This is a genomic window from Bathymodiolus japonicus methanotrophic gill symbiont, assembly GCF_019721995.1.
Taxonomy (GTDB): Bacteria; Pseudomonadota; Gammaproteobacteria; order Methylococcales; family Methylomonadaceae; genus Methyloprofundus.
In genome coordinates this window covers 128,955-149,385 of the sequence record NZ_BLYC01000007.1, presented here as the reverse complement: position 1 = coordinate 149,385, position 20,431 = coordinate 128,955, and the positions used below count along the sequence as shown (strand labels likewise).

23 protein-coding genes and 1 pseudogene are annotated in these 20,431 nt (G+C 42.7%); 19 read left to right on the top strand and 5 right to left on the bottom strand.

Annotated elements, in window-relative coordinates; translation table 11 throughout:
* Positions 1-153 precede the first annotated feature (153 nt).
* The 6 genes from K6984_RS30935 (at position 154) to K6984_RS12025 (ending at position 6,067) form a co-directional block, all read left to right on the top strand.
* Positions 154-735 (top strand): hypothetical protein, encoded by a 582-nt coding sequence (locus K6984_RS30935; protein WP_230988039.1) that lies wholly within the window; start codon positions 154-156, stop codon positions 733-735.
* On the top strand, positions 659-1,453 hold the full coding sequence (locus K6984_RS12045; protein WP_230988051.1) for a transposase: 795 nt from the start codon (positions 659-661) through the stop codon (positions 1,451-1,453). Before K6984_RS30935 ends, K6984_RS12045 begins: the two co-directional genes overlap by 77 nt.
* Before the next feature lie 222 nt (positions 1,454-1,675).
* Positions 1,676-2,839, top strand: a complete 1,164-nt coding sequence (coxB, locus tag K6984_RS12040; RefSeq protein WP_230988038.1) for a cytochrome c oxidase subunit II — start codon at positions 1,676-1,678, stop codon at positions 2,837-2,839.
* 61 nt (positions 2,840-2,900) lie between these two features.
* The gene (ctaD, locus tag K6984_RS12035; protein ID WP_221895749.1) at positions 2,901-4,514 is read left to right on the top strand and encodes a cytochrome c oxidase subunit I; all 1,614 of its coding nucleotides are present in this window, start codon (positions 2,901-2,903) and stop codon (positions 4,512-4,514) included.
* A gap of 148 nt (positions 4,515-4,662) precedes the next feature.
* Positions 4,663-5,190: a cytochrome c oxidase assembly protein gene (locus K6984_RS12030; protein ID WP_221895748.1), complete on the top strand. Its 528-nt coding sequence runs from the start codon at positions 4,663-4,665 to the stop codon at positions 5,188-5,190.
* Positions 5,191-5,200: 10 nt separating this feature from the next.
* Positions 5,201-6,067 (top strand): cytochrome c oxidase subunit 3, encoded by an 867-nt coding sequence (locus K6984_RS12025; protein WP_221895747.1) that lies wholly within the window; start codon positions 5,201-5,203, stop codon positions 6,065-6,067.
* Between the two features lie 175 nt (positions 6,068-6,242).
* Here the strand turns inward: K6984_RS12025 and K6984_RS12020 are convergent, their stop codons facing one another.
* Positions 6,243-6,488, bottom strand: coding sequence for a DUF2909 domain-containing protein (locus tag K6984_RS12020; protein ID WP_230988037.1), 246 nt, complete (start codon positions 6,486-6,488; stop codon positions 6,243-6,245).
* Between the two features lie 137 nt (positions 6,489-6,625).
* Between K6984_RS12020 and K6984_RS12015 the strand changes: the two genes are divergently transcribed.
* From K6984_RS12015 to K6984_RS11995, 5 genes are all read left to right on the top strand, one after another.
* Complete coding sequence (locus K6984_RS12015; RefSeq protein ID WP_221895746.1) at positions 6,626-7,351, top strand: SURF1 family protein; 726 nt, start codon at positions 6,626-6,628, stop codon at positions 7,349-7,351.
* On the top strand, positions 7,344-7,940 hold the full coding sequence (locus tag K6984_RS12010) for a hypothetical protein (RefSeq protein WP_221895745.1): 597 nt from the start codon (positions 7,344-7,346) through the stop codon (positions 7,938-7,940). Before K6984_RS12015 ends, K6984_RS12010 begins: the two co-directional genes overlap by 8 nt.
* A 6-nt stretch (positions 7,941-7,946) precedes the next feature.
* On the top strand, positions 7,947-9,863 hold the full coding sequence (gene ftsY, locus K6984_RS12005) for a signal recognition particle-docking protein FtsY (RefSeq protein ID WP_221895744.1): 1,917 nt from the start codon (positions 7,947-7,949) through the stop codon (positions 9,861-9,863).
* Between the two features lie 3 nt (positions 9,864-9,866).
* Positions 9,867-10,529, top strand: coding sequence for a cell division ATP-binding protein FtsE (gene ftsE / locus K6984_RS12000; protein ID WP_221895743.1), 663 nt, complete (start codon positions 9,867-9,869; stop codon positions 10,527-10,529).
* Positions 10,530-10,621: 92 nt separating this feature from the next.
* On the top strand, positions 10,622-11,299 hold the full coding sequence (locus tag K6984_RS11995) for a cell division protein FtsX (RefSeq protein WP_221895742.1): 678 nt from the start codon (positions 10,622-10,624) through the stop codon (positions 11,297-11,299).
* Here the strand turns inward: K6984_RS11995 and K6984_RS33380 are convergent.
* Genes K6984_RS33380 through K6984_RS11990 form a run of 3 tightly spaced genes read right to left on the bottom strand, consistent with a single transcriptional unit; the run spans position 11,270 to position 11,872 of the window.
* Positions 11,270-11,398, bottom strand: a complete 129-nt coding sequence (locus K6984_RS33380) for a hypothetical protein (RefSeq protein WP_263458732.1) — start codon at positions 11,396-11,398, stop codon at positions 11,270-11,272. The two genes, K6984_RS11995 and K6984_RS33380, sit on opposite strands and share 30 nt — an antisense overlap.
* A 27-nt stretch (positions 11,399-11,425) precedes the next feature.
* On the bottom strand, positions 11,426-11,554 hold the full coding sequence (locus K6984_RS33375; protein ID WP_263458596.1) for a hypothetical protein: 129 nt from the start codon (positions 11,552-11,554) through the stop codon (positions 11,426-11,428).
* 21 nt (positions 11,555-11,575) lie between these two features.
* On the bottom strand, positions 11,576-11,872 hold the full coding sequence (locus K6984_RS11990; protein ID WP_221895741.1) for a hypothetical protein: 297 nt from the start codon (positions 11,870-11,872) through the stop codon (positions 11,576-11,578).
* Between K6984_RS11990 and K6984_RS11985 the strand changes: the two genes are divergently transcribed.
* From K6984_RS11985 to K6984_RS11950, 8 genes and pseudogenes are all read left to right on the top strand, one after another.
* On the top strand, positions 11,829-11,981 hold the full coding sequence (locus tag K6984_RS11985; protein WP_221895740.1) for a hypothetical protein: 153 nt from the start codon (positions 11,829-11,831) through the stop codon (positions 11,979-11,981). The two genes, K6984_RS11990 and K6984_RS11985, sit on opposite strands and share 44 nt — an antisense overlap.
* A 934-nt stretch (positions 11,982-12,915) precedes the next feature.
* Positions 12,916-13,152: an RNA chaperone Hfq gene (gene hfq, locus K6984_RS11980; RefSeq protein WP_221895739.1), complete on the top strand. Its 237-nt coding sequence runs from the start codon at positions 12,916-12,918 to the stop codon at positions 13,150-13,152.
* Positions 13,153-13,184: 32 nt separating this feature from the next.
* Complete coding sequence (hflX, locus tag K6984_RS11975; RefSeq protein ID WP_221895738.1) at positions 13,185-14,450, top strand: ribosome rescue GTPase HflX; 1,266 nt, start codon at positions 13,185-13,187, stop codon at positions 14,448-14,450.
* A gap of 147 nt (positions 14,451-14,597) precedes the next feature.
* Positions 14,598-15,788 carry an FtsH protease activity modulator HflK gene (gene hflK / locus K6984_RS11970; protein WP_221895737.1) on the top strand — a complete coding sequence of 397 codons (1,191 nt, stop codon included), beginning with the start codon at positions 14,598-14,600 and terminating at the stop codon, positions 15,786-15,788.
* A gap of 2 nt (positions 15,789-15,790) precedes the next feature.
* The gene (gene hflC / locus K6984_RS11965) at positions 15,791-16,648 is read left to right on the top strand and encodes a protease modulator HflC (protein ID WP_221895736.1); all 858 of its coding nucleotides are present in this window, start codon (positions 15,791-15,793) and stop codon (positions 16,646-16,648) included.
* A gap of 73 nt (positions 16,649-16,721) precedes the next feature.
* Positions 16,722-17,915 (top strand): ATP phosphoribosyltransferase regulatory subunit, encoded by a 1,194-nt coding sequence (locus tag K6984_RS11960; RefSeq protein WP_221895806.1) that lies wholly within the window; start codon positions 16,722-16,724, stop codon positions 17,913-17,915.
* Positions 17,916-17,927: 12 nt separating this feature from the next.
* Positions 17,928-18,755, top strand: a pseudogene (locus K6984_RS11955) (adenylosuccinate synthase); the annotation flags it as partial.
* A gap of 828 nt (positions 18,756-19,583) precedes the next feature.
* A complete protein-coding gene (locus K6984_RS11950; protein ID WP_221895734.1) occupies positions 19,584-19,829 on the top strand; it encodes a type II toxin-antitoxin system RelB/DinJ family antitoxin in 246 nt (81 codons plus the stop codon).
* A gap of 77 nt (positions 19,830-19,906) precedes the next feature.
* On the opposite strand, the gene K6984_RS11945 is transcribed toward K6984_RS11950, so the two are convergent.
* Complete coding sequence (locus tag K6984_RS11945; protein WP_230988036.1) at positions 19,907-20,122, bottom strand: AbrB/MazE/SpoVT family DNA-binding domain-containing protein; 216 nt, start codon at positions 20,120-20,122, stop codon at positions 19,907-19,909.
* Positions 20,123-20,431 lie beyond the last annotated feature (309 nt).

The window sequence follows — 20,431 nt, the reverse complement described above, 5'->3', positions numbered from 1 at the left end:
TTCCATCTTTTTGATTTTAATCACTTATAACAGCAAATAGACACTCTGTAGGCACCGTAAAAAAACAACAAATAATTTCAAATAAAGCTTGCATTTGCCGAAAAGATTTTCTAAAAATTTCCGTTTTAATCACCTCATAAACGGATATCACCCATGCTTAAAGACCTACCACTCTCTGAACATATTCACCAACACTGCAATGAAAGTATGGAACGTGCCCTGTTAGCAGAGCGTCATCCTTTGTGGGCTCGTTCATGCCCAGAGTTGAAGGATATCGACTTTATTCGCCTTGGGTTATTACGCTGTATCAGTGTAGTCGATAGTGGTCGCCATTTCCTCCAAACCAATGAACAGATTCATGGCCAGCTGCTTCCCCACTCAACGTATTTTAAATCACTGAAGTCGCATAGACGAACAAGTATGCTTGAGGCATTTGAACAGCAGAGCTATCATCTTCACGCTGAAATACTGCTATCGCAAGGCATTGATTATCTTAAAGAATTCCAAGAACCTGACGAATACACCATAGAAGCAGCGGATGGACATTTTATTGATCATGCCTGCCATACTGAAAAAAACAGCAAGGGGAAAGTTTATGCGGCCGGGGGGGATTTACGCGTTGAATCTCAGAAGTGGGTTGCTCAGATTTCTTTGTCTGGTGACAAACGGAACTCAGAGGCATCAAGAAATACCTGTGTTACGAGATCATATTGGAAAGCAAAACAAGGAAAATAACAGCTCTCAGAAGCATCTCTATGTCTACGATAAAGCCGTCACCGACTTTGTCTGGTGTGATCGGCAGAAACGACATGCTAATTACATGATTTCAATGCTAAAAGAAAATTCAATTGCGACTCTGGTTGAGTCTATCCCTTTTGACTCCCGCCATGAGATCAATACAGGGGTTGAAGCATACAGTGTGTACGAAAACAAGGGCATCAAATTTAACGTGGTGGATTACCGTGATCCAGAAACCGGAAAACTTCACCGGTTTGTGACAACCTTGCCAATGACTATTAACCCTGGAACCATTGCCATGCTGTATTTCAAGCGATGGACGATTGAAAAGACATTCAATAACACTAAAAGTAATTTCAAGGAAACTAAAGCTTGGTCTTCCAATACCCGCTCACTTGAAAATCAAATGCGCCTGACTGCAATGAGCTATAATTTAATGCGCGTGTTTGAAGAGATTTCAAAAACACAACAGCCAGAATTGATTCATCCATCGGATAAAAAATATAGCGAGGCTCTGGAGATTAGGCAGCAACAGGCTCAAAAACGAGATCGTTTTGTGAATCCATTATTTTTCCAGGCAAGAATATCTCGTATCAGCTCGTATACCATTCGGGCAGTTCAAAACGCAATAATAACAGGAATGTCTTTACAGTGCTTTATGAGCTCTCTTGTGGCGAGGTTAGTTTCACGGCATCAATTGATAGGGGAACACTGATGATAAATTTAGTGATGTAATTAAAATATGAATTCGGGGGCTTATAAACCATCAAGCATAAAAAGAGCAAAACATCCCTAGCTTAGGAGTGGCTCATGAGTTAGAATTAACAAGTTCTTTGTGGTAACAATATTAAGGCTAGCTTTGCTAAGGGAATAAAGGCGAGTCACAACGATTTTAGCGCATTCAATCAGCTTATTATTAATTAGAGGAGGCTTCTCCGTGGTGAAAACAAAGCAATTATTCGCAGGTCTGGCCCTGATGACCTTCGGTCTAGGAACAGCTCAGGCGGACTATACCCTTAACTTAATGGAGGGTGTAACATCAATTAGTCGTGATGTTTATGGCTTGCATATGTTGGTATTTTGGGTGTGTGTGGTCATTGGTATCGCTGTATTCGGTACGATGTTTTACTCAATATACTTTCACCGTAAGTCTAGAGGGCATAAAGCATCACTGTTTCATGAAAGTACCAAGATAGAAATTATCTGGACGATTATTCCTACCGTTATTTTGATTTTATTAGCCATTCCCGCAACTAAAGTTATGCTGGAAATGGATGATACTAAAGATTCGGATATGTCCATTAAGGTCACTGGCTGGCAATGGAAGTGGGAATATGAATATCTGGATAGCGGGGTGCGTTTTTTCAGTAGTCTGGATGAGGCAAGCAATAAAGCCAGACAGCTGAATTCTGGTATAGACCCCAGAACCGTACCGAATTATCTACTGGAAGTTGATAAGCCATTAGTAGTTCCTATTAACACAAAAATTCGCTTTCTGTTTACAGCAGCAGATGTTATTCATTCTTGGTGGGTGCCGGATTTAGGCTGGAAAAAAGATACGATTCCTGGGTATATCAATGAGGCATGGACATCAGTCGATAAGCCCGGAACGTATCGTGGCCAGTGTACTGAGCTTTGCGGTAGAGATCATGGTTTTATGCCGATTGTTGTGATCGCCATGGAAAAGCCGGATTATGAAGCCTGGGTTGTGGAGCAAAAACAACAAGCTGTAGCGAACGCAAGTGCGGCTGATAAAGAATGGTCAGCAGAAGATTTGATTGCAAAAGGCGAGAGCGTGTATACAAACAACTGTGCTTCATGTCATATGGCAGATGGTGCAGGTTTAGCCGGTACTTTTCCTGCTATTACTGGTAGCGCACTCGTCACAGGTGATATGGATGCACAAGTTGATTTGATGTTGAATGGTAAAGGCATGATGCCTGCTTTTGGGCAAATGTTAGATCCTGTTGATTTTGCAGCGGTATCCACATTTATCCGTAATGGCTTGGGTAATTCTGTTGGTGATTCAATTCAACCAGCAACGATTAAAGCGTTGCAAGGAGCAATTCCAGCTACCGAATATGACGATGACGACGATTGATAGTTCATTGTCAAAAGTATTTTGCATCGAATTCTATATAGTATTTTAAGAGGTATTAATTATGTCTGCTGTTGTAGCTGAACATGAACACGATGATCATCATGATCACGGACCTGAAAAAGGTTTTCTAAGGTGGATAATTACCACTAACCATAAAGATATAGGCACGCTTTATCTAGTCTTTGCATTGGCAATGTTTTTTGTCGGTGGAAGCATGGCGTTGATTATTCGTGCTGAATTATTTGAGCCGGGAATGCAGTTCGTCAGCCCGCAGTTCTTTAACTCGATGACTACCATGCATGCATTGGTGATGGTATTTGGTGCCGTTATGCCAGCCTTCGTGGGCTTTGCTAACTGGCAGATTCCACTGATGATTGGTGCGCCAGATATGGCATTGCCAAGAATGAATAATATGAGCTTCTGGTTATTAGTTGCCGGAATACTTATGTTAGCTAGCACACTATTTATGGAAGGTGGAGCGCCAGCATCGGGCTGGACTTTATATCCACCTTTAGTATTGCAAACCGGTGCGGCTTTACCTTTCGCAATTTTCTCCGTGCATTTACTGGGTATCTCATCGATTATGGGAGCGATTAATATTATCGCGACTATTTTCAATATGCGTGCGCCGAAAATGACCTTGATGAAAATGCCATTATTCGTCTGGACCTGGTTAATTACTGCTTTCTTGTTGATCGCGATTATGCCAGTGTTCGCTGGTGCGGTAACCATGCTATTGACGGATCGTTTTTTCGATACCAGCTTTTTCGATGCGGCGGGTGGTGGTGATCCAGTACTTTATCAACATATTTTCTGGTTCTTCGGACATCCAGAAGTTTATGTGATGATTCTGCCTACTTTCGGTATTGCTTCTACGATTATTCCTGTATTTGCACGCAAACCTTTGTTTGGCTATAGCTCAATGGTTTATGCGACAGCTGCAATTGCATTTTTGTCGTTTATCGTCTGGGCGCATCATATGTTTACCGTGGGGATGCCGATGGCCGGGGAGTTGTACTTTATGTATGCCACCATGCTGATTGCGATTCCTACTGGAGTGAAAATCTTTAACTGGACAGCAACCATGTGGGAAGGGTCGATGACCTTTGAAACACCTATGCTGTTTTCCATTGCATTCGTTGTGCTGTTTACCTTAGGCGGGTTTACTGGTTTAATGATGGCGCTGGCACCAGTGGATTTTCAGTATCACGATACCTATTTTATTGTTGCGCATTTTCATTACACATTAGTACCAGCCTCCGTATTTATCATTATGGCAGGTGCGTATTTCTGGGTACCTAAGTGGACTGGACATATGTATGATGAAAGATTGGCAAGATTCCATTTCTGGTTATCTGCTATCTCGGTTAATATCCTGTTCTTTCCACAACACTTCCTGGGTTTAGCAGGTATGCCGCGTCGTATCCCTGATTATGCTGTACAATTTGCTGACTGGAATATGGTATCCAGTATTGGTGCCTTTATCTTTGGATTTAGTCAGTTGCTGTTTGTGTATATTATGTATAAAACAGTAAAAGGTGGTACTGGTGAGAAAGTGAGTGATGAAGTGTGGGAAGATGCACATAAACATAGTCTGGAATGGAGTTTGCCATCTCCAGTGCCATACCATACTTTTGATACTCCACCAGAAAAAATTCCAACTGAACATTTCTAGGGAGTTGACTAAACTTTGCCTATTTGTATAAAGTAGGCAAAGTAAATGAAATAATGAAGACTAAAACAAAAAATATTTTGACTGCACTCGCCTTAGCGGCTGTAGTGATTACAATTTATGTTTTTGCTGTCATAAGAGCTACTTCTTTGTGAATCCGGATGTAGAGCAGAGGAATAAAAAAACAGTACGTGCCTTGCTTTTTTTAGTGTTACTGATGTTTTTATTTGCAGTGGCCTTGATACCTTTGTACGATATTTTGTGCGAGATAACCGGTATCAATGGTAAAACCAGGCAAGAATCTTCTGCCCTAAATTATACAATTGATACACAGCGAGCAATTAGCTTTGAGTTTATTACTTCCATAGGATCTGGTACAGGTCTAGAATTTAAAGCCGATAAGTACCAGCTAAAAGTGCATCCTGGTGAAGTTATAAGCATGACTTATACAGTAAGGAATAAAACAGATAAACGCATGCTTGCCAAGGCAAATCCCAGTGTCACACCGGGACCTGCAGTGAGCTACGTTAAAAATACCAAGTGTTTTTGTTTTGCAACACAGGTTTTTGAAGCAGGCGAGACCAGACACCTTGATGTGCAGCTGGTGGTTGATCCTGTTCTACCTGCACGCTATAAAAGACTGACATTTGGACTTACATATTACGATACTACTATATAAATAGGGGATAATGATGTCTACAGGCGCATATTACATTCCACATAAGGCAACCTGGCCGATTGCAGCAGTTGCTGGAATGGTGGTCACCTTAGCTGGCTTTGCAAATTACCTGAATGGTAATGCAGCAGGCTCTACTTTCATGATACTCGGGCTGGTGATCTTTATACTGATGCTGGCTGGCTGGTTTACCATGCAGGCTAATGAAAGTGAATCGGGTATGTATAACCATCACGTAGGAATTTCCTACCGTATGGGCATGATGTGGTTTATCTTTTCCGAAATCATGTTTTTCGCCGTGTTTTTTGGCACCCTCTGGTTTACACGTAACCTGTCACTAGATTGGCTTGCGGGCATTGGTGACGGACCAGGGCGTTCGTCAGGCATGTTATGGCCTGCATTTGATTATGTCTGGCCGACAAATGGCCCAGGCAATGTGGGTGGCGAGTTTGAACCTATGGGGGCGCTTGGTTTGCCTTTGCTGAATACATTGATTCTATTGTCTAGTGGTCTCACCTGTACCTGGGCGCATCATGGATTATTAGCCAAAAACCGCACTGAGCTTATTAGAGGGCTAGCGGCAACGGTTACTTTAGGGTTTTTATTCGTTGCGTTTCAGGCGATCGAGTATCAAGAGGCATACCATGAGATGGGGCTTACATTAGGTTCCGGAATCTATGGCTCAACCTTCTTTATGCTAACGGGATTTCACGGTGCGCACGTATGTATCGGTGCAATCATGCTGACGGTCGTTTTATTCCGTAGCTGGAAAGGTCACTTTACACCGGAAAATCACTTCGTCTTTGAGGCTGCAGCCTGGTACTGGCATTTTGTTGATGTGGTGTGGTTAGGCTTGTTTATTTTTGTTTATTTGCTGTAAGCAAACCGCTATGCCTAAAAAAAGCACTGCCTCAAACAGGTAGTGCTTTTTTTTTGTCAAAATAAACCGCTGTAGAGCGTGGCTTTATCCCGCTATCAGATGGCTTAAAGGTAACTGCAGAATGCAGATTTTATGCTGTGCAGCACTTGAAACCATAAGTAACCGTTTATTGTGATTACTTTTGTTCAGCCATTTTCTCTTTTTGCAATTGCATCTGCATGCCTATTCCTGAAGGCTGGATAAGTCCAGACATAAGTGCGATAGCCAGTAAGATAAATAAAGCCAGAGAGATGCTGATTCGATAGGTTAACGCTTTAACAGTTTTCGCTGAGGTTTCTTTGTTAGTTATTAAATGAAACAATGCGATGCCCAGGCTGGCAATAATAGATAAAAAAACCAGAATAATTAGAATTTTTAGCATAATGTTAAGATAGGTAGTAAACAAGAATGCTTATATCTTAATACATAATCAACATTATCCTAGAAAAATTAGATAAGCATAAAATATCTGATGATTCAGGACTAGAATCATGATTTAGCCATGAAGCCGAGAGTAAAGTGAGTCGCTGTAAAATAAAAATCGTACCACTGATAGGTTTTATCGCGCTGCTTGCTTTATTATTGCGGCTGGGTTTTTGGCAGTTGAGCAGAGCCGAAGAAAAGCGCGAGTTTTTGGCTAATCAAACCGCCATGATGCAAAAACAACCGCAGCCCATCGGACAATTATTAGCAGACAATAAGCCGATAAGATATAGACGAGTGATTGCAAAGGGGCATTACGATGTCCAGCATCAGATATTATTAGACAACCAGATTCACCAGGGTAAAGTGGGTTACCTGGTTTTAACGCCGTTTATACTAGCGCATGATCCAACGACTATTTTGGTCAATCGTGGTTGGGTGTTGATGGATAAGGACAGGAGCAAACTGCCTGCGATAGACTTTATACCGTCTACAGAAATGATTGCAATTACCGGGGTGCTGAATGAATTCCCACAAGTGGGACTGGTACTGAAAGGTGCTGATCAGCCTAGTGAAGGCTGGCCGAGCAAGTTACAAATTATAAACCAGCAAAAAATCACCAGTAAACTAGGCCGGTCAATTGCAGATTACCAGCTACAGCTGGCAGCTGGAGAGCCATATGGTTATGTTCGTGAATGGCATGTTCATACGCGTATGCCTCCAGAGAAACATACTGCCTATGCATTTCAGTGGTTTGCGCTAGCAGCTACTTTAACTTTATTAATCCTTTGGATAAGTTGTAAAACAAAGAAACATGACTAAGCAAATACAGAAGAACCATCGTACGATTATCATTCTGGCCTTAATGACGATTATTCCTTTTTCGTTTGCCTGGTACTTGACGACCGACCCTGATTTTCGCCCGGGTTCAACTAATAAGGGTGATTTGGTTATTCCTGTAATTACCATGGAACGCACTGATTTCACCGGGGTGGATCAATTTTCCAAAGATAACATTAGCGAGTTAGGTGGTCATTGGGTAATGCTGAATATTATTCCTGGCAAGCAGTGTCACAAGGTCTGTGTAGATGCAATTCATGCTACTAAACAATTACGTCTAATGCTGAATAAGGACTTAACACGCACCCGACGTGCGGTTATTATTATGCAAGGAAAACAAGAACCCGGGTTCCAGCCTTGGTGGGATGCAGATGACCGCTTGATAAAAGTACAGCCGTCAGCTGCGCTGGCAAATAAAATCAGGCAACAGTTAGGTGGGGAAATTGCGCAGGGCAGCTTGCTGTTAATGGATCCACTGGGAAATATTATGATGCAATATCCACCAGGATTTGATCCCTACGATGTTAAGCGTGATTTGAAAAAATTACTTAGAATTTCTCAAATTGGGTAGCCAGATATGTTCAGATTATTTACCTTTCTAGTGGGGTTGCTGCTGTTGGTATTGACGGCATCAGGCACATATCAGCGAGTGACCCATATCAATACAATGTCCTGTACTGAGATTTCCGGTTGTTATACTCAGATGACTGAAATGCTCAGCCAAACCACATTGAACGTGCATGATGTGGTCGGATTAATACACTATATCAGTACCTTTGACTTGCTGTTGTTTCTCGCAGCAATGTTAATGGCGAGCTTTTTGCTAAAAACTGCCCGGCTTAAAATCGTGCTCTACACTATGGTGTTGGTTGCTTTAGTGGCTGCGCAAATTCAGCTGAGTATGCATCAAGAGTTTCTGCCGAGCCAGGCAGTGAACCATTTAGTAGTTTACCTACTCAGTGCATTAAGTCTGTTTATCGCTTACGCTGTGTTCTTAAAAAGCCAAGCTGGATATATCAGAAAAAGCAATGCTAACAGCCAGTGGCTGCTAACCGGCGTGGCTGCGCTTTTGCTACTGCAGGTTGCTGTGGGAGCCTGGTTAGCTGCAAATAATGCAGCTTTAGTTTGTGGCGATTTTCCGCGCTGCTTAAATTCGTGGTGGCCGCAGGCTGATTACCAGAATGCATTTAACCTGTTTGCACCTTTATCATTTACTGCAAAAGTTGCTATAAACTGGGTGCACCGTATTTTAGCCATTGTCGTTTTTGCGCTAATGACGTGGATTATGCTGTCTGCAACTAAAAGTCCTGTTAAGCAAATACGCAGGGCAGGCATCGCGATCAGCATATTATTATTGCTGCAGATTGCTGCAGGTATTGGCATAGTCAAAATGTTAATGCCTACCTGGTTAGTGGTGTTGCATAGTGTTAATGCAGTAGTTTTGATGCTGCCGCTGATTGCGCTAAGATTTTATAGACGCTATACAGCAGTCGATGAACAAGACGGTGCGACACAGCTAGTCGATCAGGCGGACTTGGTTGAGCGTGAACCTGAAGTAGTTGAGCCTGAATCGCTGTATCTACGCTTAAAATCGCAATTAGGCAGGACGCGTACAGGTTTAGGTTCGGCACTTGCTGTGATGACTTTTGCCAATAGGAAAATTGATCAGGACTTACTGGAAGAGATAGAAACCAGCCTGTTAATGGCAGATGTCGGCATGGATGTCACCACAGAAATTATTGCTCGACTGGAAGAAAGCGTAGAGAAGCATCAATTGCAAGATGTGAGTGCCTTGTCTACATTGCTTAAACAGCAATTACGCGAATTACTGGAACCTGTCAGTCAGCCGCTGGTGATTCCGGAAAAACAGGGGCCCTTTGTTATTTTAGTAGTAGGTGTTAATGGCGTGGGGAAAACCACTACCATTGGCAAGCTGGCGCAAAGATTACAACAGCAAGGTCATAGCGTTATGCTGGCTGCGGGTGATACTTTTAGAGCAGCGGCTGTAGAGCAATTACAAGTCTGGGGTGAGCGCAATCATATTCATGTAGTCGCGCAGCATACAGGTGCTGATTCAGCCTCGGTTATTTTTGATGCTGTGCAATCAGCACAGGCAAAAGGAGTTGATGTACTGATTGCCGACACGGCAGGTCGTTTGCATACTAAATCCAATTTGATGGATGAGTTGAAGAAAATCAAGCGCATCACTGCGAAAGTTGACGAAACAGCACCGCATGAAGTCTTGCTGGTGCTGGATGCTGGTACAGGGCAAAATGCGCTTTCGCAAGCCGAGCACTTTAATAAATCGGTTGAGCTAACTGGGATTGCACTGACCAAGCTAGATGGTACTGCCAAAGGCGGGATGATTTTTGCACTGGCTAAGCAGATCGGTGTGCCGATTCGCTTTCTAGGTGTGGGTGAGGGGATACATGACTTACAGGACTTTAATGCTGAGCAGTTTATCGATGCATTATTTGGTGAGGATGCGCATTAGATCATGCCCACTGTAGATCATGTGTTTAAGCGCTATGCGGATGCGGGCGATGCCTTGCTGGATGTCAGTTTTCATCTGCAGAAAGGAGAAATAGCATTTCTGACCGGTCATTCAGGCGCAGGAAAAATTACCTTATTAAAATTGATTGCCGCCATTGAGCGCTGTTCGCGTGGCCAATTACTGGTAGATGGACAAAACCTGAACCGCTTGTCCGATCGGCAAATTCCATATTTACGGCGCAAATTAGGGCTTATTTTCCAGGATTATAAATTGCTGTTTGACCGCACAGTATTTGATAATATCGCATTGCCTTTAGTTGTTTCTGGCTTAGGATCATATGAAGTCGCCAGGCGTGTGCGCGCTGCATTAGACAAGGTAGGCTTGCTAGGCAAAGAAAATAGATACCCGCTGGCTCTGTCGGGAGGAGAGCAGCAGCGTATCGGTATAGCGCGAGCAGTCGTAAATCGGCCTGCATTGATTCTGGAGGATGAGCCTACTGGAAACCTGGATCCGGAATTATCTGCTGAAATTATGCATTTATTTGAGCAGTTCAAGCAAGTAGGCGTGACCGTATTGATTGCTACCCATGATATAGAGCTGGTGACAAAAATGCAGCATAGAGTTTTGCAATTAGATTATGGGCGACTGCTCCCGCAGCAATCATGAGACAGGTTAGAGAAGCGCCGCAAGCAAGGGCCAGTAGAGTCGCTAAAACGAATAAGCGCGGCACTGAAAGTCGTGCGCTGACACAGTTGCAATTGCAGCGACAAGCGCTGATTTCCAGTTTATCTCGCCTGTTACGCGCGCCTTTTACCTCGGCGATGGCAATTACGGTGATGGCGATAGCTATTGCCTTGGCGGGCAGCTTCTATGTGTTAGTTAATAATGCGCAGCAACTGGTTGATTCCCTGCAGACAGGTAAGCAGATATCCTTGTTTTTGCAGGATAAAATTAGCGACGATCAAGCCAGAATATTGGCTGCTAAAATACAGGCTAATGAAGGGGTAGCTAAAGTCAGTGTTATTTCCAGGCAACAAGCACTGGCAGAATTCCGCGAATACAGTGGCTTTGGTGCTGCTTTGAATGCATTAGAGAAAAACCCGTTACCTGCTGCGGTTATTCAGGTCTATCCACAAGACTCATTAAGCGAAGCCTATCAGCTCCAGCATTTGCTTGAGGTTTTGCAATATGAGCCGGAGGTTGATTTTGCACAACTAGATATGCAATGGCTGGCGCGATTACAGGCGATCATGCAGATGGCAAATAGTATAGTGCTTATTTTGACTGTGTTACTGGCAATTGCGGTGTTGTTTATTATTGGCAATACTATCCGTTCTGAATTGCAGACGCGACATGATGAAGTGGTCATTACCAAGCTGGTCGGTGGAACTAATGCATTTATCTGTCTACCTTCGCTGAAAATCAGGGAAACGTAGCCTAAGCGAAGTGATGATTTTTAGTCCGCGATAGCCGTAGGGTCGTTGTTTTGTCGGAGTCTGAGCGTTAGCGAAGGTGGAGACAAAATAAAAGGCCATCCGACACGGCGTCAAGTCATTTGGAGCCTATGTTCCGACCCCTTGTTGGGTCGGGACGAGGTGACGAGGACGAATCGGGGCCGCCGGAGGCATAAGTGGTCGCGTTAAGTTTTTGCTGCTTGCTTGGGCTGGGATGCCCAAAACAAGCTTTCGCAAAAATAGCGACTCCCCGATTCTTTATACAGGGTTTTGGTATGGTTTTATATCAGGGGTCGTGGCCTGGTGTGTGATTAGCTTAATACTGTTGATGATTAACACACCATCGCTGAAAATCATGGAAATGGAGCTTAGCGAAGTGGTGATTTTTAGTCCCTGATAGGCGACAGGGCAATTTGCTGATTCGACGTGTGCTAGCAGCACGCGAGAGGAGCAAGAATTGCATTCCGAATAGCCGTCCAGCCAGTGAGGTAGTAATGACGAAGCGTCTTTTGTGCGTAGTCGTTGCGGACGCAGGGCGTTCAGGGCATCTCCCATCCGCTGCGTAGGTGAACGAATTATGGCGACAGGAGTCCCGGAATTTCGTGAGGTAGCATGGCGCGCCTGTAGCACAGCTGGCCTTCGCTGTCAGCCCCGGACGGGCTGATAGTCTCCAGAAGGCGCAGGGAAATTTGCCAATCCGAAGTGCGCGATAGCGCGCGAGGGAGGCTAAAATTTTATCCCGAATAGCCGTAGAGCCATTTGTGGTAGCCATGACTGAGCTGCTTTGTGCTCAGTCTGTGGCGGACGCAGGGCGGCTGGAGCATCTCCTATTCGCTGCGTAGGTGAACGAATTACGGCGACAGGAGTCCCGGAATTTCGTGAGGTAGCATGGCGCGCCTGACTTTATCATAGTCAGTTTCAGCTGCAATTTATGAGTTTTGCAGATACTATTATATTGTTAGCCGGTTCGTCTGCATTGGAAGTGTTAGGTGCATTTAGCCCATCTTCGTCACTATTGATGATGTAGTTGTTATAAATCAATTGGTTGAAATTTTAAAAAGTAGCCAGTTGGCACTACAGATTTTGTGTTTTTGTATAAAACGTTGGATTTTTTAGAGTATTTTTGTCGCATGTAAATTACACTCAAATAATGATGATTTTTTTGACAAAAGTCAATGAATTTATCGACAAAAATAACATAAATGGCACTACAAAACTTTCAAAAAAAACACCATTGATTTTAAAGAGAATTTTTCGACAAAAAATCGCTTAAACCGATGAATCAATGGCTTAGAAAGATGAAAGTGACGAAGATGGGTTAGCGTAGCTAGTCATCAATTACGCTTATTAAAACCAGAATAGTCTAGCAGCTGTTTTTTGCTTTGATGGACAGGAGTTCCTTTAAGTTAATGATTTAGCATTAATATATTAATTTATCTAACCATTTTCCCAAAATAGGTGCTGTACTAGTATTGAATTTCAGCTTTGCGTCCTTATATCTTGTAAAGCAGGCTAATTATCGGTAAGGTATCATCTGAAGTTGTGACTGGATTCGAGCTTTAGGCTAATTAAAAAACAATAATAATAGGGAGAGACATATGCCAAAAAGTCAAAATTTACAGGATACTTTTCTAAACACACTCAGAAAAGAGCATACACCAGTATATATTTTTTTAGTTAATGGCATCAAATTGCAAGGTCGCATTGATTCATTTGATCAGTATGTAGTGATGCTAAAAAACACCATGGTACAGATGGTTTATAAGCATGCCATTTCTACAATAGTGCCTGGTAAGCCAGTCACTATGCTAAATAAAGACACTGGAGTTGAATAATTTGAGTAACTGTTTTGACAGGGAGATTAATTTTGTTTGATCGTCCTGAATCAGGGGAAAGAGCTGTACTGGTGCATATTAATCTACATGCAGGCCAGGAAGATTTAAATGAATTAAAGGAATTAGCGAGTTCAGCAGGCGCAGAAGTCGTGCATGTGTTAACTGGCACACGCAAGTACCCCGATGCCAAGTATTTTATAGGCTCGGGAAAGCTAGAAGAATTAAAAGCTGTCATTGCAGAAACAGAAGCCGATTTGGTACTGTTTAATCACGTATTAACGCCGAGTCAGGAGCGAAATTTAGAAGCAGCATTAGAGTTTCGTGTAGTTGACCGTAATGGCTTGATTCTGGATATATTTGCCTTGCGCGCAAAATCCTATGATGGAAAATTGCAAGTTGAGCTAGCACAGTTAAATCACCTGTCTTCACGGTTGACCCGAGGATGGACCCACCTAGATAGACAAAAAGGGGGTATCGGGATGCGTGGTACCGGGGAAACCCAGCTAGAGGATGATAGGCGTCAGGTAGGCGCAAGAATTAAATTAGTACAAAGTCGTCTGGCAAAAGTAGTCAAGCAACGACACCAGGGGCGCGCCCGGCGTAAGCGTTCGGAAATTCCCGGATTGTCTTTGGTGGGTTATACGAATGCCGGGAAGTCTACCTTATTTAATAGCCTGACTGGTGCAGATATTTATGCGGCGGATCAGTTATTTGCGACACTGGACCCAACCTTAAGGCGCTTTAAATTACCCAACGCATCAGAAGTTGTCTTAGCTGATACCGTGGGTTTTATACGCCATTTACCCCATGAATTAGTTGCGGCATTTAAGTCGACATTGCAGGAAGCAACAGAGGCTGATTTATTGTTGCATATCATTGATGCCAATGATGAGTATCGCGCAGAAACGATTGCTGAAGTGAATCGCGTGTTGAAAGAAATTGGTGCGGATACTAATCAACAGTTGGAAGTATATAATAAAATAGATCTACTGGACGACTTTAAACCGCGTATCGACCGTAATGAGCAGGGCTTACCTGTACGTGTCTGTTTATCGGCAAAAACTGGAGCCGGTATGGATTTGCTGTTACAGGCGCTGGCGGAGCTTTTCTCCGCAACTAAAGTGACGCGTTTATGCCATTTACTGCCAAGTCAGGGGGATGTGCGTGCCAAGTTGTTTTCAGTAGCCAATATCATGCGCGAAGATTTTACCGAACTGGGAGGCTGGGACTTGCTGATAGAAATTGATCAGCAATATATGGGCATCCTTGGTGGTATAGATGTGGAAGAAGTTGTATAGCCAGCATTGTTAAACAATGCGTTTTTTAGGATAATTAGTCAGTTGAAAAAAGTTTTATCCTGGAAAAATGGGTTGAACTTAGATAAGTATTATATTGATAGCCTGCAAGGGCTGAACATTTTTGCAGTATTAGCGTGGAGTTAGAGAATGTCTTGGAATGAGCCGGGTGGCGATAAGAAGAAAGACCCTTGGAGTGGGCGTAATGAGGACAATGGTCCTCCCGATTTAGATGAGGCGATACGTTCGCTACAGGATAAATTAGGCGGCTTGTTTGGTGGTAATAAAGGCGCAGACGGAGGTGATAATGACTCTTCACCGTCGTTAAAAGGCCTGGGGTTTTTAGCGCTGGGTGCAATTGCACTTTGGCTGGCGAGTGGTTTCTATGTTGTGGATGAGGGAAATCGCGGTGTTGAATTGCGCTTTGGCAAATATACTACGACCACGCAACCTGGCTTGAACTGGAAATTGCCAGCACCGATTGAAAGTGTCGATATTGTTAATATCTCCAAGGTGCGTTCTTTAGAGGTTGGTTATCGTTCTGGTGGTGGCCGTAAAGGAACGGTTGCCCAGGAAGCACTAATGCTGACTAAAGATGAAAATATTGTTGATGTACGTTTAGCGGTTCAGTACCAGGTGAGTGATGCTAAAAAATATTTATTTAATATACTTAACCAGACAGCAACTTTAAAACAGGTGACCGAAAGTGTTGAACGTGGTGTTATTGGTGGAAATACCATGGACTTTGCGTTAACCGAAGGTCGTAGTCAGATTGTTGCTGATATTAAGACTGAAATTCAGCGGGTTATGGATTCTTATGATTCTGGTATTATTATAACCAGTGTGAACCTACAGGATGCGCAGCCACCTGACCAGGTACAAAGTGCATTTGAAGATGCTATTAAAGCGCGTGAAGATAAACAGCGCCTGATTAATGAAGCAGAAGCCTACGCCAATGATATCGTGCCAAAGGCACGTGGAGCGGCAGCCAGACTGATGCAGGAATCGGAAGGTTATAAGTCACGTATTATTTCAGCGGCGGAAGGGGATGTGAGTCGTTTTACGCAGATATTAAAAGAATATAAAAAAGCGCCGGAAGTTACTCGCAAGCGTATTTATCTGGATACCCTGGAGTCGGTGATGTCTAGTACGGATATGGTGATGGTTGATGTTAAAGGTGGTAATAATCTTATGTATTTACCGCTAGATAAATTGGGTAGTAAGTCTAAGGTAATGAAAAAACTGGTTAATACTTACCAGTCTACACCAACGGTAACGCAACCTTACCCCAATAACACACCTCGGCCTACAGGTCGTGGACGTATGCCGAGAGGGCGCTAAACATGACAGCAAATAAAATTTTAGTTACTCTTGGGGTAGTTTTTACCGTTATTATGATGAGTGTTTTTACTGTTAGCGAAACAGAAAAATCCATAAAATTTAAATTTGGGGAAATTATGAAGTCGGACTATAAGCCCGGCTTACATTTTAAAATGCCCTTCATTAATAATGTTAAGAAATTTGATTCACGTATTTTAACCCTGGATTCATCACCAGAGCGGTTCTTGACTGCTGAAAAGAAGAATGTGATTGTTGATTCATTTGTTAAATGGCGCATCGGCGATGTCACAACGTTTTATACCTCGGTGGCAGGTGATACTTATCAGGCTAATGTGCGTCTGGATCAAATTATTAAAGATGCATTCCGTAGTCAGTTCAGTAAGCGGGATATTAAAGAGCTGGTTTCTACTGACCGTCGTGCTGTACGTGAAGCATTGATTGCTAATACAGCCAGTGCCGCTGCCAATTTGGGTATTGAAATTGTGGATGTACAAGTAAAACGTATTGATTTGCCTAAAGAGGTCAGCCAATCAGTTTACAGTCGTATGGAAGCAGAGCGTGCCCGTGTTGCTCGTGAATTTAGATCTCAGGGTTCAGAAGCAGCAGAGCGTGTCCGTGCGGATGCGGATAAGCAGAAAGAAATTATTCTAGCGAACGCCTACCGTGATGCTGAGGTTGCTAAAGGACAGGGTGATGCGACTGCATCTGAAATCTATGCTAAGGCTTACGGAGAAGATATAGAGTTTTATGCTTTTTATCGGAGCATGGCAGCATATAAAGAAACCTTTGCTAATTCGGGAAATCTTATGGTAACTGAGCCAGATTCAGATTTCTTTAAATATTTCAAGAAGATGAAGTAATTGAACTGACTTGAATTGATCGAATAAGCGCTCCATTTATATGGGGCGTTTTTGTGTGAACTGGATAAATATCATGTTACAAAGAGACCCTTGGCTACTGCCAGATGGTGTTGAAGAAATTTTGCCTGCAGATGCGCAACGCCTGGAATTTTTACGGCGACAGTTGCTTGATGTATTCGAGTGTTGGGGTTATGAAAAAGTAGTTCCGCCATTTATTGACTATCTGGATTCCTTGCTTACCGGATCAGCGCATGACTTGAACTTGCAGACCTTTAAGTTAACTGATCAACTTAGCGGTGAAATGTTAGGCATACGTGCGGATATGACCCCACAGGTCGCAAGAATTGATGCGCATAGCTTAAGTCATCAGCAAGTTTCGCGGCTTTGCTATGAAGGTACGACACTGCATACACGTGGTGGTGCTTTGTATAAAACCCGGATTCCGATGCAAATTGGCGCGGAACTATTTGGTCATTCCGGTATAGATAGTGATACCGAGGTGATTCAGTTGATGCTGGAAGTTCTGGCAATGGCGGGGTTGAAAAATGTGCATCTGGATTTAGGTCATGTGGGTATTTACCGTGGACTGGTGGCACAGGCGAATTTGACTGAGGAGCAAGAGCTGGCATTATTCGAGGTCTTGCAACGTAAGGCCAATTGTGAATTGAGTGAGCTTATAGACAGCTATGCGGTAAGCTCAGACATACAGAAAGTGTTTCTCGCATTACCTAAATTAAATGGCGATAAATCGGTATTAGCTAAAGCAAAAGCTGTGTTTGCTTCGGTAGATGCAAGTGTTAACAAGGCACTCACACAACTAGAAGAACTAGCGGATATTCTGCACAGTTACTATCCTGAATTAACCATCAGTTTCGACCTGGCAGAATTGCGTGGATATCATTACCATACAGGCATGGTGTTTGCCGCGATTGTTCCTGAAGTTGGTAAGGAAATAGCGCGTGGCGGACGTTACGATAATATCGGTCAAATTTTTGGCAATGCCAGACCGGCAACCGGCTTTAGTGCAGACCTAAAAGTTCTGGCAGCACTGACTAAGCAGGATAAGGTAGCAGATGACCAGGTTAAAGTTTTCGCACCATACGCTCCCGGCGATCGTACGCTGGATGATAAAATACGCGATCTACGCGCGACTGGGTGCATAGTCATCAAGCAGTTATCTGGCCAGCAGGATAATGCAGAGCCGTTTGCTGGTCAGCAAAAATTAGAAAAAATTGATAAGAACTGGGTTCTTGTCCCGTTAAATTAATCTGGAACTGTTATGGGTAAAAATGTTGTAGTGATCGGCACGCAATGGGGCGATGAAGGCAAAGGCAAGTTAGTAGATCTGCTAACCGATCAGGCAAAAGCAGTGGTGCGCTTTCAAGGTGGACATAACGCCGGACATACATTGGTGATTGATGGCAAAACGACGGTTTTACATTTAGTCCCTTCGGGTGTCCTGCGTGAAGACGTACAATGTTTAATCGGCAATGGCGTAGTGTTATCACCTGAGGCCTTGCTTAAGGAAATTAAAATACTGGAAGCAGCAGGCATTCCGGTGTGTGAGCGTCTATTAATTAGTGAAGCATGCGCACTGATATTGCCAATCCATGTTGCCATAGACCAGGCTCGGGAAGTGGCTAAAGGTGCAAAAGCGATAGGCACGACAGGGCGCGGAATTGGGCCAGCTTACGAAGATAAAATTGCGCGGCGTGGCATACGCGCAGCAGATTTGTTAAATACTGAACTATTCACTGAAAGATTACGCGAATTAACAGCATTTCATAATTTTATGCTGACTGAGTACTATAAAGTACCTGCAGTTGATTTTGATACCATGCTGGCCGATTCTCTGGAATTAGCCGAGCATATAAAACCCATGTTGATTGATGTTTCCGAAAAATTACATGGCTATCAGTCTGAAGGCAGTAATATATTATTTGAAGGTGCGCAAGGTGCATTGCTAGATATTGATCATGGTACTTACCCCTATGTTACATCTTCCAATACTACAGCAGGTGGTGCAGCAACGGGAACAGGCGTAGGGCCTTTAGATATTGACTATGTTTTAGGCATTACTAAAGCCTATTCAACGCGCGTAGGCAATAGCATTTGAAACGAATGAGAAGACTATTTTTTCATATAGTTGTAGCATAGTTTTAATTTTACCATAAATAATTATTGGGAAACTTCAGCTCGATGAATATAAGCGTCAATTAAAGTATACATTCTAAACCACTTTAAAATGGCTGGATGGTTGCTGTACTACTATAAATCAAGCTGGCTGACCTACCTTCTTGATCTTGCTAAAGCTCCCGAGTTTCCCTTGGGAAGATACTTTTCTAGAGAAAATAGCAACCCATATGGTATGCTATATATTTATGTTACCCAAGGATTCTACAATATGAGTACAAAACACAAACAAGCTTACGTTTAGACCAAAAAAACTGGCAGAAGCAAAACAAATCCTTGCTGATCTTGCTTTAAACTTTAGTGAAGCTGTTAATATCTTTACCAACCTAACCAATTATTGAGCGGTGCTGGACTGAAATACCATGCTGGTGATCGAGGTTTATTCTTAGTGGTTTTTTGCACATGTTTATAGCAAACCCCTACTTAATTCCCCTTAGGCAATAGCATTTGAAACGAATGAGAAGACTATTTTTTCATATAGTTGTAGCATAGTTTTAATTTTACCATAAATAATTATTGGGAAACTTCAGCTCGATGAATATAAGCGTCAATTAAAGTATACATTCTAAACCACTTTAAAATGGCTGGATGGTTTTGCTGTACCTACTAAATCAAGCTGGCTGACCCCTACCTTCTTGATCTTGCTAAAGCTCCCGAGTTTCCCTTGGGAAGATACTTTTCTAGAGAAAATAGCAACCCATATGGTATGCTATATATTTATGTTACCCAAGGATTCTACAATATGAGTACAAAAACACAAACAAGCTTACGTTTAGACCAAAAAAAACTGGCAGAAGCAAAACAAATCCTTGCTGATCTTGGCTTAAACTTTAGTGAAGCTGTTAATATCTTTACCAACCTAATTGTTGCTAAACGAGGCTTACCTTTTAATGTTACATTACCCAATAAAGAAACTCAGGCAGCTATGGGGGATGTACGTGCCAGAAAAAAACCTGGAAACTTCTTCACTCAAACAATTAGAACGTGAATTTTATAAAGAATAAAGACTGTATTACGTCACAAAATTTTTATTAAAGACATGAAATATGTACGCCTGACAGATACTCAAATAACAAAATTATTCCTATATGTTTCATCAGCATGAGCTAATTCGGGAGTTAGCCCTTCCAGTAATGCTTGTTCACTAAAAGGAAATTTAAGTCGCTTTGCTTTCGGCTCTGCAATTTCCTCTATAATGATTTTTCGACCTTTTACTTCGATTGAAATAGAACTACCGGTGCTAATGCGAGCAGCAACGAGAATTTTACTTGGCAGCAGCACTATTGCCCCATTTTTTTATTTCTGTTTCCATGATAGCTTCTCTCTACGTATATCTAATTGTAGATACAATAGCCCTAGTAATTTAGCATGTCAAATAAATCAAAGGAGCCAAAGTCGCGCGGAGTGAGATAGGAGCTCTGAGTTATTAAAAGAAAAAGGCTGTATCAATCGACTCTGCCCCCCTTGATCCATGCCCCCTTTGCTCCTAGCTCTGCTCATCGTTGCTCCATTAGCTCCCGTTTGATTTATTCGATTATGAGATAGCAGGGAATTGGTACCAGAAATAAGGGCTTTCGGTTATGATTTTAA

What these genes read in the sequence shown, in the direction of transcription:
- K6984_RS33380 (WP_263458732.1), bottom strand. Translation starts at nt 11,398, where the DNA reads ATGGCCTTTTATTTTGTCTCCACCTTCGCTAACGCTCAGACTCCGACA.
- K6984_RS11960 (WP_221895806.1), top strand. Translation starts at nt 16,722, where the DNA reads ATGTTACAAAGAGACCCTTGGCTACTGCCAGATGGTGTTGAAGAAATT.
- K6984_RS11950 (WP_221895734.1), top strand. Translation starts at nt 19,584, where the DNA reads ATGAGTACAAAAACACAAACAAGCTTACGTTTAGACCAAAAAAAACTG.
- K6984_RS12010 (WP_221895745.1), top strand. Translation starts at nt 7,344, where the DNA reads ATGACTAAGCAAATACAGAAGAACCATCGTACGATTATCATTCTGGCC.
- K6984_RS12020 (WP_230988037.1), bottom strand. Translation starts at nt 6,488, where the DNA reads ATGCTAAAAATTCTAATTATTCTGGTTTTTTTATCTATTATTGCCAGC.
- hfq (WP_221895739.1), top strand. Translation starts at nt 12,916, where the DNA reads ATGCCAAAAAGTCAAAATTTACAGGATACTTTTCTAAACACACTCAGA.
- K6984_RS12025 (WP_221895747.1), top strand. Translation starts at nt 5,201, where the DNA reads ATGATGTCTACAGGCGCATATTACATTCCACATAAGGCAACCTGGCCG.
- hflC (WP_221895736.1), top strand. Translation starts at nt 15,791, where the DNA reads ATGACAGCAAATAAAATTTTAGTTACTCTTGGGGTAGTTTTTACCGTT.
- ftsE (WP_221895743.1), top strand. Translation starts at nt 9,867, where the DNA reads ATGCCCACTGTAGATCATGTGTTTAAGCGCTATGCGGATGCGGGCGAT.
- K6984_RS11990 (WP_221895741.1), bottom strand. Translation starts at nt 11,872, where the DNA reads ATGGGAGATGCCCTGAACGCCCTGCGTCCGCAACGACTACGCACAAAA.
- K6984_RS30935 (WP_230988039.1), top strand. Translation starts at nt 154, where the DNA reads ATGCTTAAAGACCTACCACTCTCTGAACATATTCACCAACACTGCAAT.
- ftsY (WP_221895744.1), top strand. Translation starts at nt 7,947, where the DNA reads ATGTTCAGATTATTTACCTTTCTAGTGGGGTTGCTGCTGTTGGTATTG.
- ctaD (WP_221895749.1), top strand. Translation starts at nt 2,901, where the DNA reads ATGTCTGCTGTTGTAGCTGAACATGAACACGATGATCATCATGATCAC.
- hflK (WP_221895737.1), top strand. Translation starts at nt 14,598, where the DNA reads ATGTCTTGGAATGAGCCGGGTGGCGATAAGAAGAAAGACCCTTGGAGT.